Annotated in this window: 14 protein-coding genes; 2 read left to right on the forward strand and 12 right to left on the reverse strand. The window is 61.3% G+C overall.

The genetic code is table 11. The features are described from left to right. Positions 1 to 7: 7 nt before the first annotated feature. Entirely contained in the window at positions 8 to 1,243 is a 1,236-nt protein-coding gene (locus KQ940_RS13665; RefSeq protein ID WP_217414239.1) for a dienelactone hydrolase family protein, read from the reverse strand. A gap of 224 nt (positions 1,244 to 1,467) precedes the next feature. On the opposite strand from KQ940_RS13665, the gene KQ940_RS13670 reads away from it, so the two are divergent. Next, a complete protein-coding gene (locus KQ940_RS13670; protein ID WP_217414241.1) occupies positions 1,468 to 2,481 on the forward strand; it encodes an AraC family transcriptional regulator in 1,014 nt (337 codons plus the stop codon). A 63-nt stretch (positions 2,482 to 2,544) separates the two neighbouring features. On the opposite strand, the gene KQ940_RS13675 is transcribed toward KQ940_RS13670, so the two are convergent. The 4 genes from KQ940_RS13675 to kynA all read right to left on the reverse strand — a co-directional run bounded on the left by KQ940_RS13675 (position 2,545) and on the right by kynA (position 6,851). Further along, positions 2,545 to 3,954 (reverse strand): sodium-dependent transporter, encoded by a 1,410-nt coding sequence (locus tag KQ940_RS13675; protein ID WP_217414243.1) that lies wholly within the window; start codon positions 3,952 to 3,954, stop codon positions 2,545 to 2,547. 152 nt (positions 3,955 to 4,106) lie between these two features. After that, positions 4,107 to 5,351 (reverse strand): kynureninase, encoded by a 1,245-nt coding sequence (gene kynU, locus KQ940_RS13680; RefSeq protein WP_217414244.1) that lies wholly within the window; start codon positions 5,349 to 5,351, stop codon positions 4,107 to 4,109. After that, a complete protein-coding gene (kynB, locus tag KQ940_RS13685; RefSeq protein WP_217414245.1) occupies positions 5,348 to 5,980 on the reverse strand; it encodes an arylformamidase in 633 nt (210 codons plus the stop codon). Before kynB ends, kynU begins: the two co-directional genes overlap by 4 nt. A 10-nt stretch (positions 5,981 to 5,990) precedes the next feature. Further along, positions 5,991 to 6,851, reverse strand: a complete 861-nt coding sequence (gene kynA / locus KQ940_RS13690; protein ID WP_217414246.1) for a tryptophan 2,3-dioxygenase — start codon at positions 6,849 to 6,851, stop codon at positions 5,991 to 5,993. Positions 6,852 to 6,956: 105 nt separating this feature from the next. On the opposite strand from kynA, the gene KQ940_RS13695 reads away from it, so the two are divergent. Then, the gene (locus tag KQ940_RS13695; RefSeq protein ID WP_246590060.1) at positions 6,957 to 7,892 is read left to right on the forward strand and encodes a LysR family transcriptional regulator; all 936 of its coding nucleotides are present in this window, start codon (positions 6,957 to 6,959) and stop codon (positions 7,890 to 7,892) included. A gap of 37 nt (positions 7,893 to 7,929) precedes the next feature. On the opposite strand, the gene KQ940_RS13700 is transcribed toward KQ940_RS13695, so the two are convergent. From KQ940_RS13700 to antA, 7 genes are all read right to left on the reverse strand, one after another. After that, entirely contained in the window at positions 7,930 to 9,189 is a 1,260-nt protein-coding gene (locus KQ940_RS13700) for a TRAP transporter large permease (protein WP_217414247.1), read from the reverse strand. Then, entirely contained in the window at positions 9,186 to 9,734 is a 549-nt protein-coding gene (locus KQ940_RS13705; RefSeq protein WP_217414248.1) for a TRAP transporter small permease, read from the reverse strand. The genes KQ940_RS13700 and KQ940_RS13705 overlap by 4 nt, the downstream gene beginning before the upstream one ends. Positions 9,735 to 9,792: 58 nt before the next feature. Then, positions 9,793 to 10,791: a TRAP transporter substrate-binding protein gene (locus KQ940_RS13710; protein WP_217414250.1), complete on the reverse strand. Its 999-nt coding sequence runs from the start codon at positions 10,789 to 10,791 to the stop codon at positions 9,793 to 9,795. 66 nt (positions 10,792 to 10,857) lie between these two features. After that, positions 10,858 to 11,781: a catechol 2,3-dioxygenase gene (locus KQ940_RS13715; RefSeq protein ID WP_217414252.1), complete on the reverse strand. Its 924-nt coding sequence runs from the start codon at positions 11,779 to 11,781 to the stop codon at positions 10,858 to 10,860. 56 nt (positions 11,782 to 11,837) lie between these two features. Further along, positions 11,838 to 12,857, reverse strand: a complete 1,020-nt coding sequence (gene antC, locus KQ940_RS13720) for an anthranilate 1,2-dioxygenase electron transfer component AntC (RefSeq protein ID WP_217414254.1) — start codon at positions 12,855 to 12,857, stop codon at positions 11,838 to 11,840. Between the two features lie 44 nt (positions 12,858 to 12,901). Next, positions 12,902 to 13,390: an anthranilate 1,2-dioxygenase small subunit gene (gene antB / locus KQ940_RS13725; RefSeq protein ID WP_217414256.1), complete on the reverse strand. Its 489-nt coding sequence runs from the start codon at positions 13,388 to 13,390 to the stop codon at positions 12,902 to 12,904. A 3-nt stretch (positions 13,391 to 13,393) separates the two neighbouring features. Then, complete coding sequence (gene antA / locus KQ940_RS13730; protein ID WP_217414258.1) at positions 13,394 to 14,785, reverse strand: anthranilate 1,2-dioxygenase large subunit; 1,392 nt, start codon at positions 14,783 to 14,785, stop codon at positions 13,394 to 13,396. Between the last annotated feature and the right edge of the window lie 228 nt (positions 14,786 to 15,013).

Consider the following 15,013-nt stretch of genomic DNA (forward strand, 5'->3'; position numbering starts at 1 on the left):
CACCTCCTCAATCCTTGCCTGCGCTGCTGGCCCAGCTGGCCATCAATTCGTTGGAGGGCAGGGTTTCGTCGAGCAGCTTGGCCGCGGTTTCGCGCCCGGCCACCGGCAGACCTTCAGGGTCCAGTACGCCGAGTTGCACCAGCACCGTGGCCTGATCCCAGTAGATGTGCTCGTGGTAGAGCTTGTCGCCGCGGAACTTGACCACCGCCACCAGCGGGATCTCCACATACTTGCCGGTCGGCGCGATACCCGGCACCAGCCAGTCGATCTCGCGGTCGTGGGTGAAGCAGAACAGCAGCTCGTCGACGATCTGGGTGTCGCCGATGGTGCGCGAGATCGGGATCAGCTTGGTGTCGTCTGGGTTGGAGTCAACGAAGTGGTGCTTGTAGAAGCGGTACAGATCCTTGTAACCGACACCGCCGGTCAGGGTCGGGATATGGTTGACGTAGGGCTGGGCGACCATGGTCGCCATGGTGTCATCCACATTGCGGGTGGCGAATTCATATTCGCAGTGCTTGTCCCAGAGATAGGACAGGTCGTAGTTAGGACCGATGGTGCGACGCAGCGCGGTAACGGAGCGCTGATGCGCCATCAATGCCGAAGGCTTGTGGTAATGCTCGGAACCAGCACGAGCAAAGGCGTGGTCGGCATCCGGGTAGAGGTAGAGTTCCATGTTCGCGCGCCCCTGCAGCGCGGCGAACAGCCGCTCGCGCGCCTCGGCCGGGCAGTATTCATCCTTCTCGGCGAAGTGCAGCACCAACTTGCCCTTGATGTTGTCCGCCTCGTCGAGATGGTTCTCCATCCCCATGCCGTAGTAACCGATCGCCGCATCCACATCGCAACGACAGGCGCTCAGGTAGGCCAGACGACCACCGAGACAGAAGCCGAGTACCCCGACACCACCGGTGAACTCATCCAGACCCTTGAGTGCCTCGATGGTAGCGGCGATATCCTCGATCCCTTTGTCCTGATCAAAGCCCTGGTAGAAACCGAACGCCTTTTTCCAGGACTCGACATCGTAGTTAAGTTCTACCCCGGGCTCCTGGCGCCAGAACAGGTCGGGAACCACGACCACGTAGCCCTCCTCCGCGTAGTAGTCGGCCACCTGGCGCATGGTGTCGTTGACACCGAAGATCTCCTGCAGCAGTACGAGACCCGGCCCCTTGCCGCAGGCCGGAACCGATACATATGCATTGAACTGACCGCTGCCGTCTTGCGCCGATATTGTTATTGATCTCTTCATTGGGTGCCTCTGCTTTGAATATTTCAGAACCGTGGGTTCATATTTACAAAGCGGTTCAGGGCTTACGTGCCGAATATGGCAGCGACTATCCAATTAGTGCGAAAAATTCAATTTGGGAGATCTATTCGGGAATTAAACTTGGTTACTATAGGGCTGGGTTAAATAGCGGCGTAGACCGTTAGCGAAAATAAAATAAAAGTGCCCCAACATATGAGAAGTAGCCAATGCCAAGCAAGAAAGTGCCACCTTCGCTGGTGGACGCCCTGCTGGGTCAACCACAGCTGCAGGTGTTCGAATCAGATGATGCGGATGAGGTACGGGACAAGGTAGGCCAGGCCTTCAAACCACACCGGTTCGAACTGCTGCGCGAAGTTGAGGGTGAGAGTGCGCACTCACGCCTGCACCAGTTTTCACTGGGCAAGGTTTCGCTGCATCGCCTTCGCTACGCTGGCGAAGCTAACGTCGATCCCGACCGGCTGGAGGAGTTTTTCCTGGTGCAGATGCCACTGGCCGGACGCGCCGGGATCCAGTGCGACCAGCAGCTGATCGACACCGATGCCGGACGCGGCGTGGTCATTAACCCGTCTCAACGGCTGAAGATGCGCTACCGGGACAGCTGCGACCAGCTGATGCTGCGCATCGACCGGGCGGAGCTGGAGCAGGTCTGCAGTCATCACCTGGGCCACCCGCTGAAACAGCCGCTGGTGTTCGACAGTGCATTCAACTGGCTTGACCTGCCCGCCTGGCGACTGGCGCTGGAGTATGTCACCCAGGTACAAAAGAGCTCACCCGACAGCCTGCACCATCGGCTGGTACTGCAGCAGTTGCAGGAGCTGCTGATCAACACCCTGCTGAGCCAGCAGCCCAACAACTACACCGAGCAACTGGCCGGCGAGGGTCCCAGCCTGGCGCCGCGCCACGTCAAACGGGTGGAGGAGTATATCGAGGCCCACGCTGAGGAGGCGCTAACCCCCTCCCGGTTGGCCGAGATCGGCGGCGTCAGCCTGCGCACGCTCTACGCCGGTTTCCACGAGTTCCGCCAGATAGGGCCCATCGAGTACCTGCGCACTGTACGCCTGCACCGGGTCAGAGATGCCCTGCTGAAACCGGCTCATCAGCTCTCAGTTACCGATACAGCCCTGGCCTGGGGTTTTACGCACATGGGCCGCTTCAGCAAAGCCTACCAGCAGCAGTTCGGCGAGAAGCCCAGTGAAACCTTGCGCAGGGTACAGGAGTGATCGCTCAGCCACCCTGGGGATAGCGGCGCAGAGCAGACCTCTGCGCCTGGTTTGCGAAACGGGTTAGCCCAGTACGCCGATGGCGTTTAGGAAGATCGCCAGGATACCGACCGGGACGATATAGCGGACCAGGAAACGCCAGCTCCGGTAACCCGGGCCATCGCCCACCTCGTCATGGGTCGCGGCCCGACTCATGATCCAGCCGGTGAAGATCGCCATCGCCAGGCCACTGAGCGGCATGATCCAACCGCTGGTCAGATAATCCAGCACCTCGAAGAAGTTCTTGCCGAACAGCTTGTGCTCCGCCCAGATGTTGAACGAAAACACCGAGCCCAGACTCAACAGCCAAATACCCGCAGAGGTCAACACGCCGGCCTTGAGGCGGGAGAAGCCACGTTTTTCGGTCAGCCAGGAGACGGCCGGTTCGAGCAGCGAGATGGCCGAGGTGAGCGCCGCGAATGACAGCATGACGAAGAACAGTACGCCAACCCACTGGCCCAGTGGCATCTGACCAAAGGCCAGCGGCAGGGTCACGAAGATCAGGCCCGGTCCGGCACCGGGTTCGAGACCGTTGGCAAACACGATGGGAAAGATCGCCAGGCCCGCGATCAATGCCACCAGGGTATCGAGCAGGCCGATAGTCATCACCGTCTTACCCAGCGAGACCCTCTTCGGCAGGTAGGAGCCGTAGGTCATCATGCCGCCGCCGGCCAGGCTGAGCGAGAAAAACGCATGACCCAGCGCCACCAGCACGCTGGTGCCGGTCAGTTTGCTGAAATCGGGACTGAACATGAACTCGAAACCGCGCGCGAACTGGCCGGTGGTCATCGCGTAACCGACCAGGAGCAGCAGGATCAACAACAGGCCGGGCATCATGATACCGACTGCACGCTCCAACCCCCGCTTGACGCCCTTGATCACGATAGCCGCCGTGATCGCCAGCACCAGCGTGCCCCAGAGCGTCGTCACCCAGGGGTCGCCGATCAGGGCTCCAAACATGCCGCCTATCTCATCGCCGGAGGCGCCGGTAAAGGCACCGGAGCCGGCATTGAAGATATAGGCAACGGCCCAGCCGGCCACAACCAGATAGAAGCTGAGCAGCATAAAACCGGTGATCACGCCGACCCATCCAACCAGTTGCCAGCGACTGCTGACACCGGCCTCCGCCGCCAGCGCTTTCATCGCGTAGGGCGGGCTGTGCTTGCCTCGGCGGCCGATCAGGATCTCGGCCATCAGCAATGGGATACCGATCAGCGCGATACAGCCGAGGTAGAGCAGCACGAAGGCGCCGCCGCCGTTCTCGCCGGTGATATAGGGAAACTTCCAGATATTGCCGAGACCGACGGCTGAACCGGTCGCTGCCAGGATGAACGCGAGCCGCGTCGACCACTGGCTGCGCCCGACCGCCGGTGAGGCGCTCTCGACCGCTGCCGAGTCAACGACGCTGTCGGCAAGAAGGCTGTTGTTATTCATGAGTAAAGTCCTGATCTTATAGTTATCTACAGGAGTGCGATGGCTGTTGGGCACGCACGGGCTTGGCCACTTCCGCCACACGGAAGCAGTAATCGAAACGGATCAAACTGAATCGGGCCGGCGCACAGCGCCGGCACTGCACGACAACGGGCTCAGGTCACGGCCGTCAGCCGCTTGAACTCGGGTCGATCCCACTCTGCCGTGGCCATGATATCGGCCAGGGCGTCGACACAGTCCCAGAGATCGACGTAGCGCAGGTAGAGCGGCGTGAAGCCGAACCTGAGGATATCGGGTGCGCGGAAATCACCAATGATGTTGCGCGCGATCAGCGCCTGCATAATCGCGAAGCCCTCCTGCTCGTGGCGCAGCGAGACCTGGCTGCCGCGCACCGCGGGATCCTTCGACGAGACGAGGCCGAAGCCATACGGGCCCAAGCGCTGCTCGACCAGCGCGATAAACAGCTCGCCCATCTGCAACGACTTAGTGCGGACCTGTTCCATATCCGCCGACACCATAATGTCGACACCGACCTCAAGCAGGCTGGCGCCAACCACCGGCGTGGTGCCACAGAGGGTCCGCTCGATGCCGGGCGCCGGCTCATAGTCATCACGCATGGCAAATGAATCGGCATGGCCGAACCAGCCACTGAGCGGCTGCTGCAGCTGCGCCTGGTGACGCTCGGCCACGAACAGGAAGCCCGGCGCCCCCGGTCCGCCATTGAGGTACTTGTAACCGCAGCCGATGGCGAAATCGGCACCGACCCGGTTCAGCGCCAGCGGCACCGCTCCGGTACTGTGGCTGAGATCCCAGAGCACCAGCGCCCCCTTGTCATGGGCTCTTTGGGTGATCGCCGCCATATCGAACATCGCCCCGCTCTTGTAGTGCACATGGGTCAGCACCACCAGCGCGGTATCCTCGTCGATCGCGTCGAGAATCTCGTTGCGGTGCACGGTGTTCAGTCGCACACGCCCGTGCTGGAACCGCTCCAGCCCCTGCAGGATGTAGAGATCGGTGGGGAAGTTGCCGGGCTCAGACAGGATCTTGCTGCGTCCGGGCCGCAGCTCCACCGCGGCAGCGGCCAGCTTGAACAGGTTGACCGAGGTGGAGTCGGCCACCACCACCTCGCCCGCGGCGGCACCGATCAGCCCGGCGATCTTGTCGCCGACGCGGCGGGGAATATGGATCCAGTCCGCGCTGTTCCAGCTGCGGATCAGCCCCTGGCCCCACTCCTGCTCGACCACTTCGCGGGCACGCGCCTTGGCGGCCTTCGGCAGCACGCCGAGGGAGTTGCCATTGAGGTAGATATGCCCCGGCGGCAGGTCGAACTGCTCGCGGAAGCCGGCCAGCGGATCCTGGCGATCCAGCTCGGCGAAATGTTCACGGGTTAGTGTGGTCATGGGTGAATGCTCCTCAACAGTGCCCGCACAGGCGAGGCATCGAGTGTGTCCAGTTTCAGCGGCGGTGCGATCAGTTCGTAATGCCCGGCGGGTACCCGGTCCAGCACCAGCCCTTCGAGAATGGCCATGCGGTGGCGCCGCACCGCCCGGTGCGCGTCCAGCGTCTTGCTGCTCTGCGGGTCCAGTGACGGGCTGTCGATGCCGATCAGCCGGGCTCCGCGCTCGGCGAGCAGCTCGATGGTGTCGGCCGCCACGGCGGTAAAGTCGTCAACCCAGCGGTGGTGGGGAAAACTTGGGTAGGTGCGCAGCAGTACCCGTTCTACCCGTTCCGGCAATTGATCAACGATATCCTCTGGCTGCACCCGCCCCTTGGCCGATACCGCATCGATCAGCACACAGGGACCGAGGTAGACCTCCAGCGCCACCTCGGCAATCGACTCGCCATTGGCGTCATAGTGCAGCGGCGCATCGGCGTGGGTGCCGCTGTGGGTCGACAGCTGGACGCGACCGACGTTGACCGGACAGCCCTCCTCCAGCACCCAGGTCGGCTCGGCCAGGTAGGCGGTATCGCCGGGCCAGACCGGCAACCCCGGGCGCAGGGTTTGCGAGATATCCCAGATTCGGCTCATGTTGCGATCCTCAGATTGAGCTGCGCACAGACCAGAGTTCGGGGAAGAACTGCAGCTCCAGCGCCTTGACCAGGTAGTTCACCCCGGCGGTGCCGCCGGTACCGCGCCGGTAACCGATGATGCGCTCAACCGTCTTCATGTGACTGAAGCGCCAGCGCTGGAAGTTGAACTCCATGTCGACCAGCTTTTCGGCCAGCTCGTAAAGGTCCCAGTGCGCTGCGGTATTGCGGTAGATCTCCGACCAGGCCGCCTCGACCTCGGCACTGGCGCTATAGGGCCGCGCCCAGTCGCGCTGGAGATGACTGGCCGGGATATGGAAGCCGCGCTGGTGCAGCAGCTGCAGCGTCAGGTCGTACAGGCTCGGGGCGTTCAACACCGACTGCAGGCGGTCGTAGTACTTGGGGTGGGCCCGGTGCGCCTCGATCATGTCGGCATTCTTGTTACCGAGCAGAAACTCCAGCTCGCGGTACTGGTAGGACTGGAAGCCGGAGCTCTGGCCAAGCGCATCACGAAAGCTGGCATAGTCCGCCGGCGTCATCGTGACCAGCACCTCCCAGGCTTGTATCAGCTGCTCCTGGATCCGGGCAATGCGACTGAGCATCTTGAACGCCGGACGCAGGTTGTCCTGACGAATATGTTCGGCGGCACCGTAAGCCTCGTGCAGGCAGAGTTTCATCCACAACTCGGACGCCTGATGGATGACGATAAACAGCATCTCATCGTGTTCAGCGGACAGCGGTGTCTGGCACATCAGCAGCGTCTCCAGCCCCAGATACTGGCCGTAGCTCATCTCCTGATCCCAGTGCACCTGTTCATCGTCAAGACGGACCTGGCGCTGGCTGGACTGGTGAAACGGGCAACCGTGACTCATCGCTCTTTACCCTTGTTGTTATTCAGTTGGTCAAAGTTTACGCAGCGCAATTTTTTATGTAAATTTCATAAAACTGCGTGAAATTATTAATTTTTTGCATACTTCATGAGCACTCGAGTCAGTACCCGCCACCTACAGATGATCCTCGCCATCGCCACCACCGGCAGCGTCTCGGAGGCCGCCAGCCTGATCGGCCTGACACAGTCGGCGCTGAGCCATCGCATCCGTGAAGCCGAGCGACTGCTCAACACCGAACTCTTCTATCGCAAGCAAAAGCGGTTGATACCCACCAGCGCCGGCAAACGGCTGCTGCAGTCGGCGAAGGTGGTACTGGGGGAGCTGGAGCGGGCGGAAAACGACATCAACAAGCTGTCGGTGGGGATAGAGCATGTGGTGCGGATAGGTAACGAAGCCTATGGCAGCTACCACTGGCTGCCACGCTTTGTGCAGGGCGTCATGGCCGAGCACCCGAACATCAGCGTCGAGATCATCGCCGACGTGTCGATGGACCCCTACACGGCGCTACGCAACGGCAGCATCGATCTGTCCATCGTGTCCGGCATCGTGACCAAAAGCGGCTTTCGGACCCTGAAACTGTTCCGCGATGAGATGGTGGTGGTGATGCCGGAGGCGCATCCGCTGACGGGTCGGGAGTGGTGGTCACCGGATGAGATCGCCGAATATCCCTATATTACCTATCACACCAACCCCGGCCCCGGGCGCGAGTACGAACAGCTGTTCAGCCGTTATCAGCTGCTGCCGCCACGGGTCATCCGCGCCGGGGTGACCGAAGCGGTGGTGGAGTTTGTCCGCACCGGCAGTGGCATCACGATCATGCCGACCTGGTCGCTGCAGCCCTATCTGCAGCAGGGCGGGCTGCGCACCGCTCGCGCAACGCAAGAGGGTCTCTATATCGACTGGCAGGTCGCGCTACGCCGGGATGAGCGTCTCGACTCCCCGGCGACGCTCCTGGCCAGGGCACTCAAGCAGGCCGATCTGCGGGGATACGGAGGAGACTCCTCTGAACAGGAGCAGGTATAACCCCCCTATCCCCGCGTTGTTGCCTTGACGGTATCGATCAGATCAGCGCCACCACCAGCTCGGGTATCGCCGCCAGCAGGATCAGCGTCACCAGAGTGGCCAGCAGGAAGGGGATCAGCGATCGGAAGATCTGCATCGGCGGCACCCCGGTCATCGAGCTGCCGATAAACAGCCCGGCACCGACCGGCGGCGTCAGCAACCCCATCACCAGGGTCAAACAGACCACAACACCGAACTGATAGGGGCTGATACCGAACTGCTGCTGGGCGATCGGCAGCAGGATCGGCACCACCAGGATCAGCGCCGCGATGCCATCGATCACCATGCCGATCAGGATCAGCACCCCCACCACCATCAGCAGGAACAGGAACGGATCGCTGGTCTGCTGCGCGATCCAGCCGGCGGCCGCCTGCGGCAGCTGCTCGTAGACCACGACCCAGCCGAACACCCCGGCCGCCGAGATCAGCATCACCACCATGCCCGAGTTCAGAGCGGTGCGCTTCAGGATCTCCGGCAGATGATCCAGTTCCAGGTCCTTGTACACATACTTGCCGATCAGCAGCGCGCCCATCGACGCCAGCGCCGCCGACTCGGTCGGTGTCGCCAGTCCAGTGAGGATGCCGCCGATGATCACCACCGGGATCAGCCCCGCCGGTAACCCCATCAGCAGGAACTGGACCGCCTGCCGGCGATCGGGCCACTCCCCTTTCGGGTACTGCTGCACCAGGCCGACGGCGGCGATGACGACAAAGAACAGCGCCGACATAATGATGCCCGGCAGAATACCGGCGATGAACATCTCGGCGATCGGCACCTGCGCCAGCACACCGTAGAGCACGAACAGCATCGACGGCGGAATGATCGGCGACAGCAGACCGCCTGCCGCGGTGATCGCCGCAGCATAGGAGCTGCTGTAACCCTCCTTCTCCATCGCCGGCACCATGGCGCGGGACATGATCGCGATCTGCGACGCGGCCGAACCCATGATCGCGGCCATCATCATGTTGGCGACCAGGTTGATATAGGCCAGGCCACCGCGGAAGCCGCCGACCAGGATGCGCGACATGTTGATCAGCCGTGAGGTCAATCCGCCCTCGTTCATCAGCTCGCCGGCGAGCATGAACAGTGGAATGGCCAGCAGGCCGTAACTGTCGATGGCGCTGAACAGCTGCTGGGGGTAGGAGTCGAACAGCACGCTGTTACCGGATGTGGATATATACCAGATCGAGGTTAACGCCAGCACCAAGGCAATAGGCACCGCACAAAACAGCAGTGCAAAAAAGGCGACAAATGTCATGCGCTGGCCCTCTCGTATAGTTTAAAACCCACACACCGACTCAACAGGTTATTTAACGAATGCAGGGAAAGAGAGAACGAAAATATCGGAACAATCAACCAGGGCCATATTTTAGCCACCCCCAGGGTGTTGGTTTTTTCCGAATAAATAAAATTAAAGGTATCGGCTTGAAAAGCTTTTATATCAAACCGATGGGATATCAGTGTCAACGGATCCAGCCAGCGCCAGCACAACGCCAACAGAATCAGCGCGAACACCAGCACCATCAGATCGGCAAAGATCCCCAACCAGAATCGGCCGGACTCGCCCAGCTTGTCGACCAGCAGGGTCACGGTGATCGCATCCCGCCGTTTCAGCACTACCGAGGTGGCCAGGAAGGTGGCCCAGATCATCGCGTAGATCGCCAGCTCATCGACCCAGTAGAGCGCCATGCCCAGCGCGCGGGTCAGGATATTGAGCAGAATCAGCAGGGTAACCGCGGCCGCCAGGACGGCGGCCAGCCAGAGTTCGATTCTGGCCAGGCCATCGGACAACTTTTGCAACATAGCGTACTCCCGGTCTTCGCGGCCTGAACCGCGAAGACCTCATGCTATAGGTTTTGAATCAGCTGCCCTTGATCTCGGCAGCGGCCTGGCGCAGTTTACCCAGCGACTTGGCCTTGCCTGACCAGGTTTCCTCCCACTTGTTGATCGCCTCGGCGAAGTCTCGCTCACCCGCTTCGCGGATCTTGATCGGCTGCGCCCGCAGTTGCTGCTCTTGATCCTTCTCCTTGGCCTGGAAGTGGTCGATCACCGCATCCAGCTGCTCGCGCATGTTGCTCTGCAGCAGTTCGCGCTCGGCCGGGGTCAGACCTTTCCAGACCCGACCGGACACCACACCCACCATCGGGAACATCATATGGTTGGAGATCAGCAGGTTGTCGGCACGCTCGTAAAACTTGAAGATCAGCATCGAATCGAAATCCATGTCGATGGCGTCGATCTGGCCGTTAGCCAGGGCATCGTAGACCTCCGGCAGCGGCAGCGGGATCGGCGCTGCGCCCACGTCCAGATAGAAGTCGCGGATCGGTTCGAACGGGGTGATACGCAGTTTACGGCCGCTCAGATCGGCGGGACCCGCAGCGCTGTCACGACTCAGTACCTGACGCATACCGGCCATGCCGTAACCCACCCCGACCAGGCCGACCTCGGCCGGCAGCTGATCGAGCAGCGAGCGCGCGGTATCGGATTTCAGCAGCGCCGCGGCCTGATCGATGTTATCCACCAGGTAAGGTGCGTACAGCGCGCCGAAGTCGGGCACCCGGTTGGAGATCTCGGCTACTGTGAGAAACGCCATATCCAGCGCCCCGGTCTGCAGCTGCTGCACCATCTCCGCTTCATTGCCCAGCTGACGGGCAGGATAGACAGCGACGCTGTAGTCGCCTGACGACTTCGCCTTGACCTGATCGGCGAAGGCATAGGCGGCCTTGGTCCAATCATGGCTCGGCGGGGTGATCAGGCCCAGTTTGAACTCCCGGGCCTGGGCTGGCAGTGCTGCCAGCACGCCCAGGCTCAAAGTCAGACTCAGGCTCAGAATTGAGGTAAAACGTTTGGCAATCGACATGGTTTGACTCCTACTCGTATGAACAAGGGTGACAAGCGGCCGGGGTACGCCCCGACAGATTCATGATCAGGTCAGCACCGTCAGGAAGCGTTCGTTGAGCTGGCGATCGTGGTAGAAGATCGCCTTGCCGAGCTTGTCGGCGTCCCAGGTAATCGGCGGGTGATCCGGGTAGAACACATCGCCGCCGCAGAACACTTCGTTACGGTTGCCCGAGGGGTCAAAGAAGTAGATGGTCTGGCCGTGGGTGATGCCGTGGCGGGTCGGCCCGATATCGATGGAGGTATCGGTCATCGAGATCAGATCTCCGGCGCGCAGCACATCCTCCCAGGTCTCGAGGAAGAACGATGCATGGTGGAAACGCCCCTTCTCAGGGTGCTTGATGAACGCCACGTCGTGCGCCTTCATCGAGCAGGTCAGGAACTGGGCGACACGGGTACCCTCCGGATCGACCACCTGTTCGCACAGGTCGAACCCGAGCACATCACGGAACAGACGATAGGTTTCATCCAGATCGTCGCCGTAGAGCAGGCAGTGATCGAAGCGCTGTGCCTTCATGCCGCGCAGATCGCGGGGCCAGGCTTCCGGGTTGTGGTTGCCGATGCCGTAACGTCCCGGCTGCTCCTTGTCGGCGAACAGCTCGAACGCATGTCCGGTGGGGGCGACAAAGCGGATACGGCGGCCGCAGCCGGTCAGTTCCCCGGCGGGGATCTGTTCCACCTCAAGCCCGAACTCGATCAGCTCGCCATGCAACTGCTCCAGCACCTGCTCGTTGAGCACCTTGAACGCCATGAAATCCATCCCCGGCGTATCGGACTCACGCAGGACCACGGAAAACCTGTCCACTTCGGTCCAGCCCTTGAGGTAGACGCGTCCGCGGCTGTCCCGGTCCATTTCGATCAGGCCGAGCAGGTCGCGGTAGTGAGCAACCGCCTCATCCAGATCCATGACCCGGAGCTGCACATGTCCGGGGCGCATTACACCTTTCTTCATTGTGCTTTCCTCGTTTTTATTCTTTTGCTGCTTATGTGTGTTGGGTTATCCAGGGTTTAGCTGGCGGAGAACTTTTCAAAGTAGATGCGGCTGTTCTCCATCTGCCGGGCGTCGAGCCAGGACTTCACCGCCTCCACCATCGGCGGAGGCCCGCACAGGTAGGCGTCCACCTCGCCGCCGTTGAAGTGGGACTCCTCGAACAGGTCGGTCACCACGCCGGTGGCGCCCTGCCAACTGGCGTCCGGGTTCATCACGATGCTGTGGAAGGAGAAGCCGGGCACACTCTGCTCGTAGCCTTTCAGGCGCTCCAGTTCGCACAGGTCCTGCGGCTTGGTCACCCCGTAGAACAGGCGCACCGGCTGGCTCATCTGCTTCGGGTTGGACGCCATCTGATCGAGCATGCCGAGGAAGGCCGCGAGGCCAGTACCGCCGGCAACGAAGATCAGCGGGCGGGTGACCTGCTGCAGGTAGAACGCACCCAGCGGCGCCTTCAGCTGGATGTGATCGCCGGGCTGCGCCCGCTCGCGCAGATAGTTGCTCATTACCCCGTCCGGCAGCAGACGGATCAGCAGCTGCAGCTGGTTGTCCGCATTGGGTTCACAGGCAAAGGAGTAGGAGCGCCACTCGTCGGTGCCCGGCACCTGCACGTGGGCGTACTGCCCCGGCAGGAAGTCCAGCTGCCCCGCTCTGGCGCCGGCATCCAGGTGCAGCGTCGCGGTAGAGTCGGACAGCACCTCGACCCGGGTGACCCGGGCGTCGACCAGCTCCGGTCCCGCGCTGTTGCACAGCGAGGAGTCGAAATCGAAACGTACGGTGCAGTCACTCTGCACCCGCATCTGGCAGGCCAGGATGCCGCCCCGGGCCAGATCCTCTTCGCTCAGCGCGTCCTCGTCGACGTAGTCCAGGTCGTACCGGCCCGACTGGCAGGTGCCCTTGCAGGAGGCACACACCCCCTCTCGGCAGTCTACCGGCAGGGTCAGGCCGTGACGCAGGGCCGCGTCGATCAGCACCTCATTCGGGTTGACGCCGATGAACTGGGTGCGGCCATCGTTAAAACTCAGTGCCACCTTATGCATACTGCTTACCTCCCGATCCGAGGATCGTTTTGCACGGCCGGCGCTCAGACATGGTAGAAGTCGAGCACATGGCGGATCTTGTCGTTGAGCACGATCGAGCGCTTGCTGTGGATCTTCCAGCTGTCGCCGTCGGCACGCAGGCGGTACTCCGACCAGCCGAAGAAGCACTCCGACTCACCGAAACGGAAGAAGTGGGTCGCCCAGTTGGCCTTGACCAGCCAGCTGCCATCCTCCTGCTGCTGCGCCTGGACGTTGTCGACCAGGTGCATGGTGCGCGGCATCGGCGTGCAGGCGGCACTCTTGCCAGTACGGATACGGAACACCCGATCTTCGAGCCCGGCACGGCTCGGGTAGTAGATCAGCGACATCTCGCGCTTGGGATTGGTGGTGTAGACATGCTCGGAGTCCCACTGCGGGATATGAAACTCAGCCTCCTCGTCAAACAGCGCCAGGTACTCGTCCCACTGCTGGCGGTCGCAGTACTCCGACTTGCGGTAGAGAAACTGCTCGATGCTCTGAATTGCGTTAGTCATGGCTCAACCCTCCTGCGCCTTGCGTTTCTTTGCCGCCAACCCTTCCAGCATGTAGCGCTGCCAGGTCGAATGCTGGTTCACGTACAGTCCCTCCTGGGTGAACTCGGTACCGGTCAGCACCGGCTGGATATCCAGCGCCTCGGTATTGGCGGTGGGGCCTGTGGCCCAGTGCTCGCAACCGCGGGAGATATCGTTCCAGCGCTCGGCACGCCCCTCGAAGCCCTTCTGCGCTTCGCGGAACTCGACCAGGTCATCGGGGGTGCCCATGCCGGAGACGTTGAAGAAGTCCTCGAACTGGCGGATGCGGTTTTCCCGGTCGGCGTCGGACTCGCCCTTCACGCCCAGGCAGAAGCTGTGGATCTCGGTCTTGTTCCAGGCCACCGGGCGCACCACGCGCAGCTGGGAGCTGATCTGATCCATGAAGAACAGGCTGGGGTAGATGTTCAGGTTGCGCAGGCGGTGCATCATCCACTCGGCGCGGGTCTGACCGTACTCCTCGACCAGGCGCGGCATCACGCTGGCATAGCCGGGGCGCACCTCCGGGTTCGGCATATCGCTGAACAGGATGGTGTGACCGTTCTTGAACGCGAACCAGCCATCGTCGGTCTCCTTGTCGCCGGCACCGAGCTTGCTGTAGTCCAGGGTCTTGGAGGCACCGCCCTCTTTCGCTGCATTTTGCTGCTGACGCTGCTGCACGGTGGCCACATAGTTGTAGTGCACGGTGCTGACGTGGTAACCGTCGAGACCGTTTTCGTTCTGCAGCTTCCAGTTGCCATCGAAGGTGTAGCTGGAGGAACCTGGCAGCACCTCGAGCTCGCCGGTGGGTGACTGCGCCGCCATCATGTCGAAGGCGATCCGGGCATCCCCGAGGAACTCCTCCAGCGACTGCTGGCACTGGATATTCAGGTTGATGAACACGAAGCCCTTGTAGCTGCTGACCAGCGCCTTACGCAGGCCACGGGTGGACTTGTCGAAATCCTGCGGATACTCATCCGGCGCCTTGACCTTGACCAGCTTGCCATCGGACTTGTAGCACCAGGCGTGGAACGGGCAGGTAAAGGTGGACTGGTTACCTTTGCACACCCGGGTCAGGGTGGCGCCGCGGTGCTGGCAGGCATTTAGCAGCGCGTTGAGCTCACCCTTGGAATCGCGGGTGATGATCATCGGCTGGCGGCCAGCCTGCATGGTGAAAAAGTCGTTCGGATTGGCGATCTGGCTCTCGTGACAGGCGTAGATCCAGGTGTTCTCGAAGATCAGTTCCATCTCGAGATCGAACAGTTCACGATCGGTGAACACCTCACGCGCGACCTTGTAGACCTTGTCGTCCGGACGGAAATCGAGAGCAGACTCGATCTTCTCCCTCCAGATCTCCAGCATCTCTGTATTTGTTGTCATGGCGATGACCTCCGGTTATTGACGGAGCCCCAAGCCCCGCCGGTGGATGTATGGCTTTATGAGACCAAAGCACCCGCGGGGTCGCCTATCCCGATTTTTTACAAGCGTTATCCTGTTTTTCACACCGAGGGTTCAGCGTGCAGAACAGGCCATGAACAGGATTCATTAAATACACAAATATTGTGGCTTTTAATTCAACCAAAACGGCTAGATTGACCAGTTCAATAG

Origin of the sequence: Marinobacterium ramblicola (assembly GCF_019084545.1) — a bacterium.
Taxonomy (GTDB): Bacteria; Pseudomonadota; Gammaproteobacteria; order Pseudomonadales; family Balneatricaceae; genus Marinobacterium_D; species Marinobacterium_D ramblicola.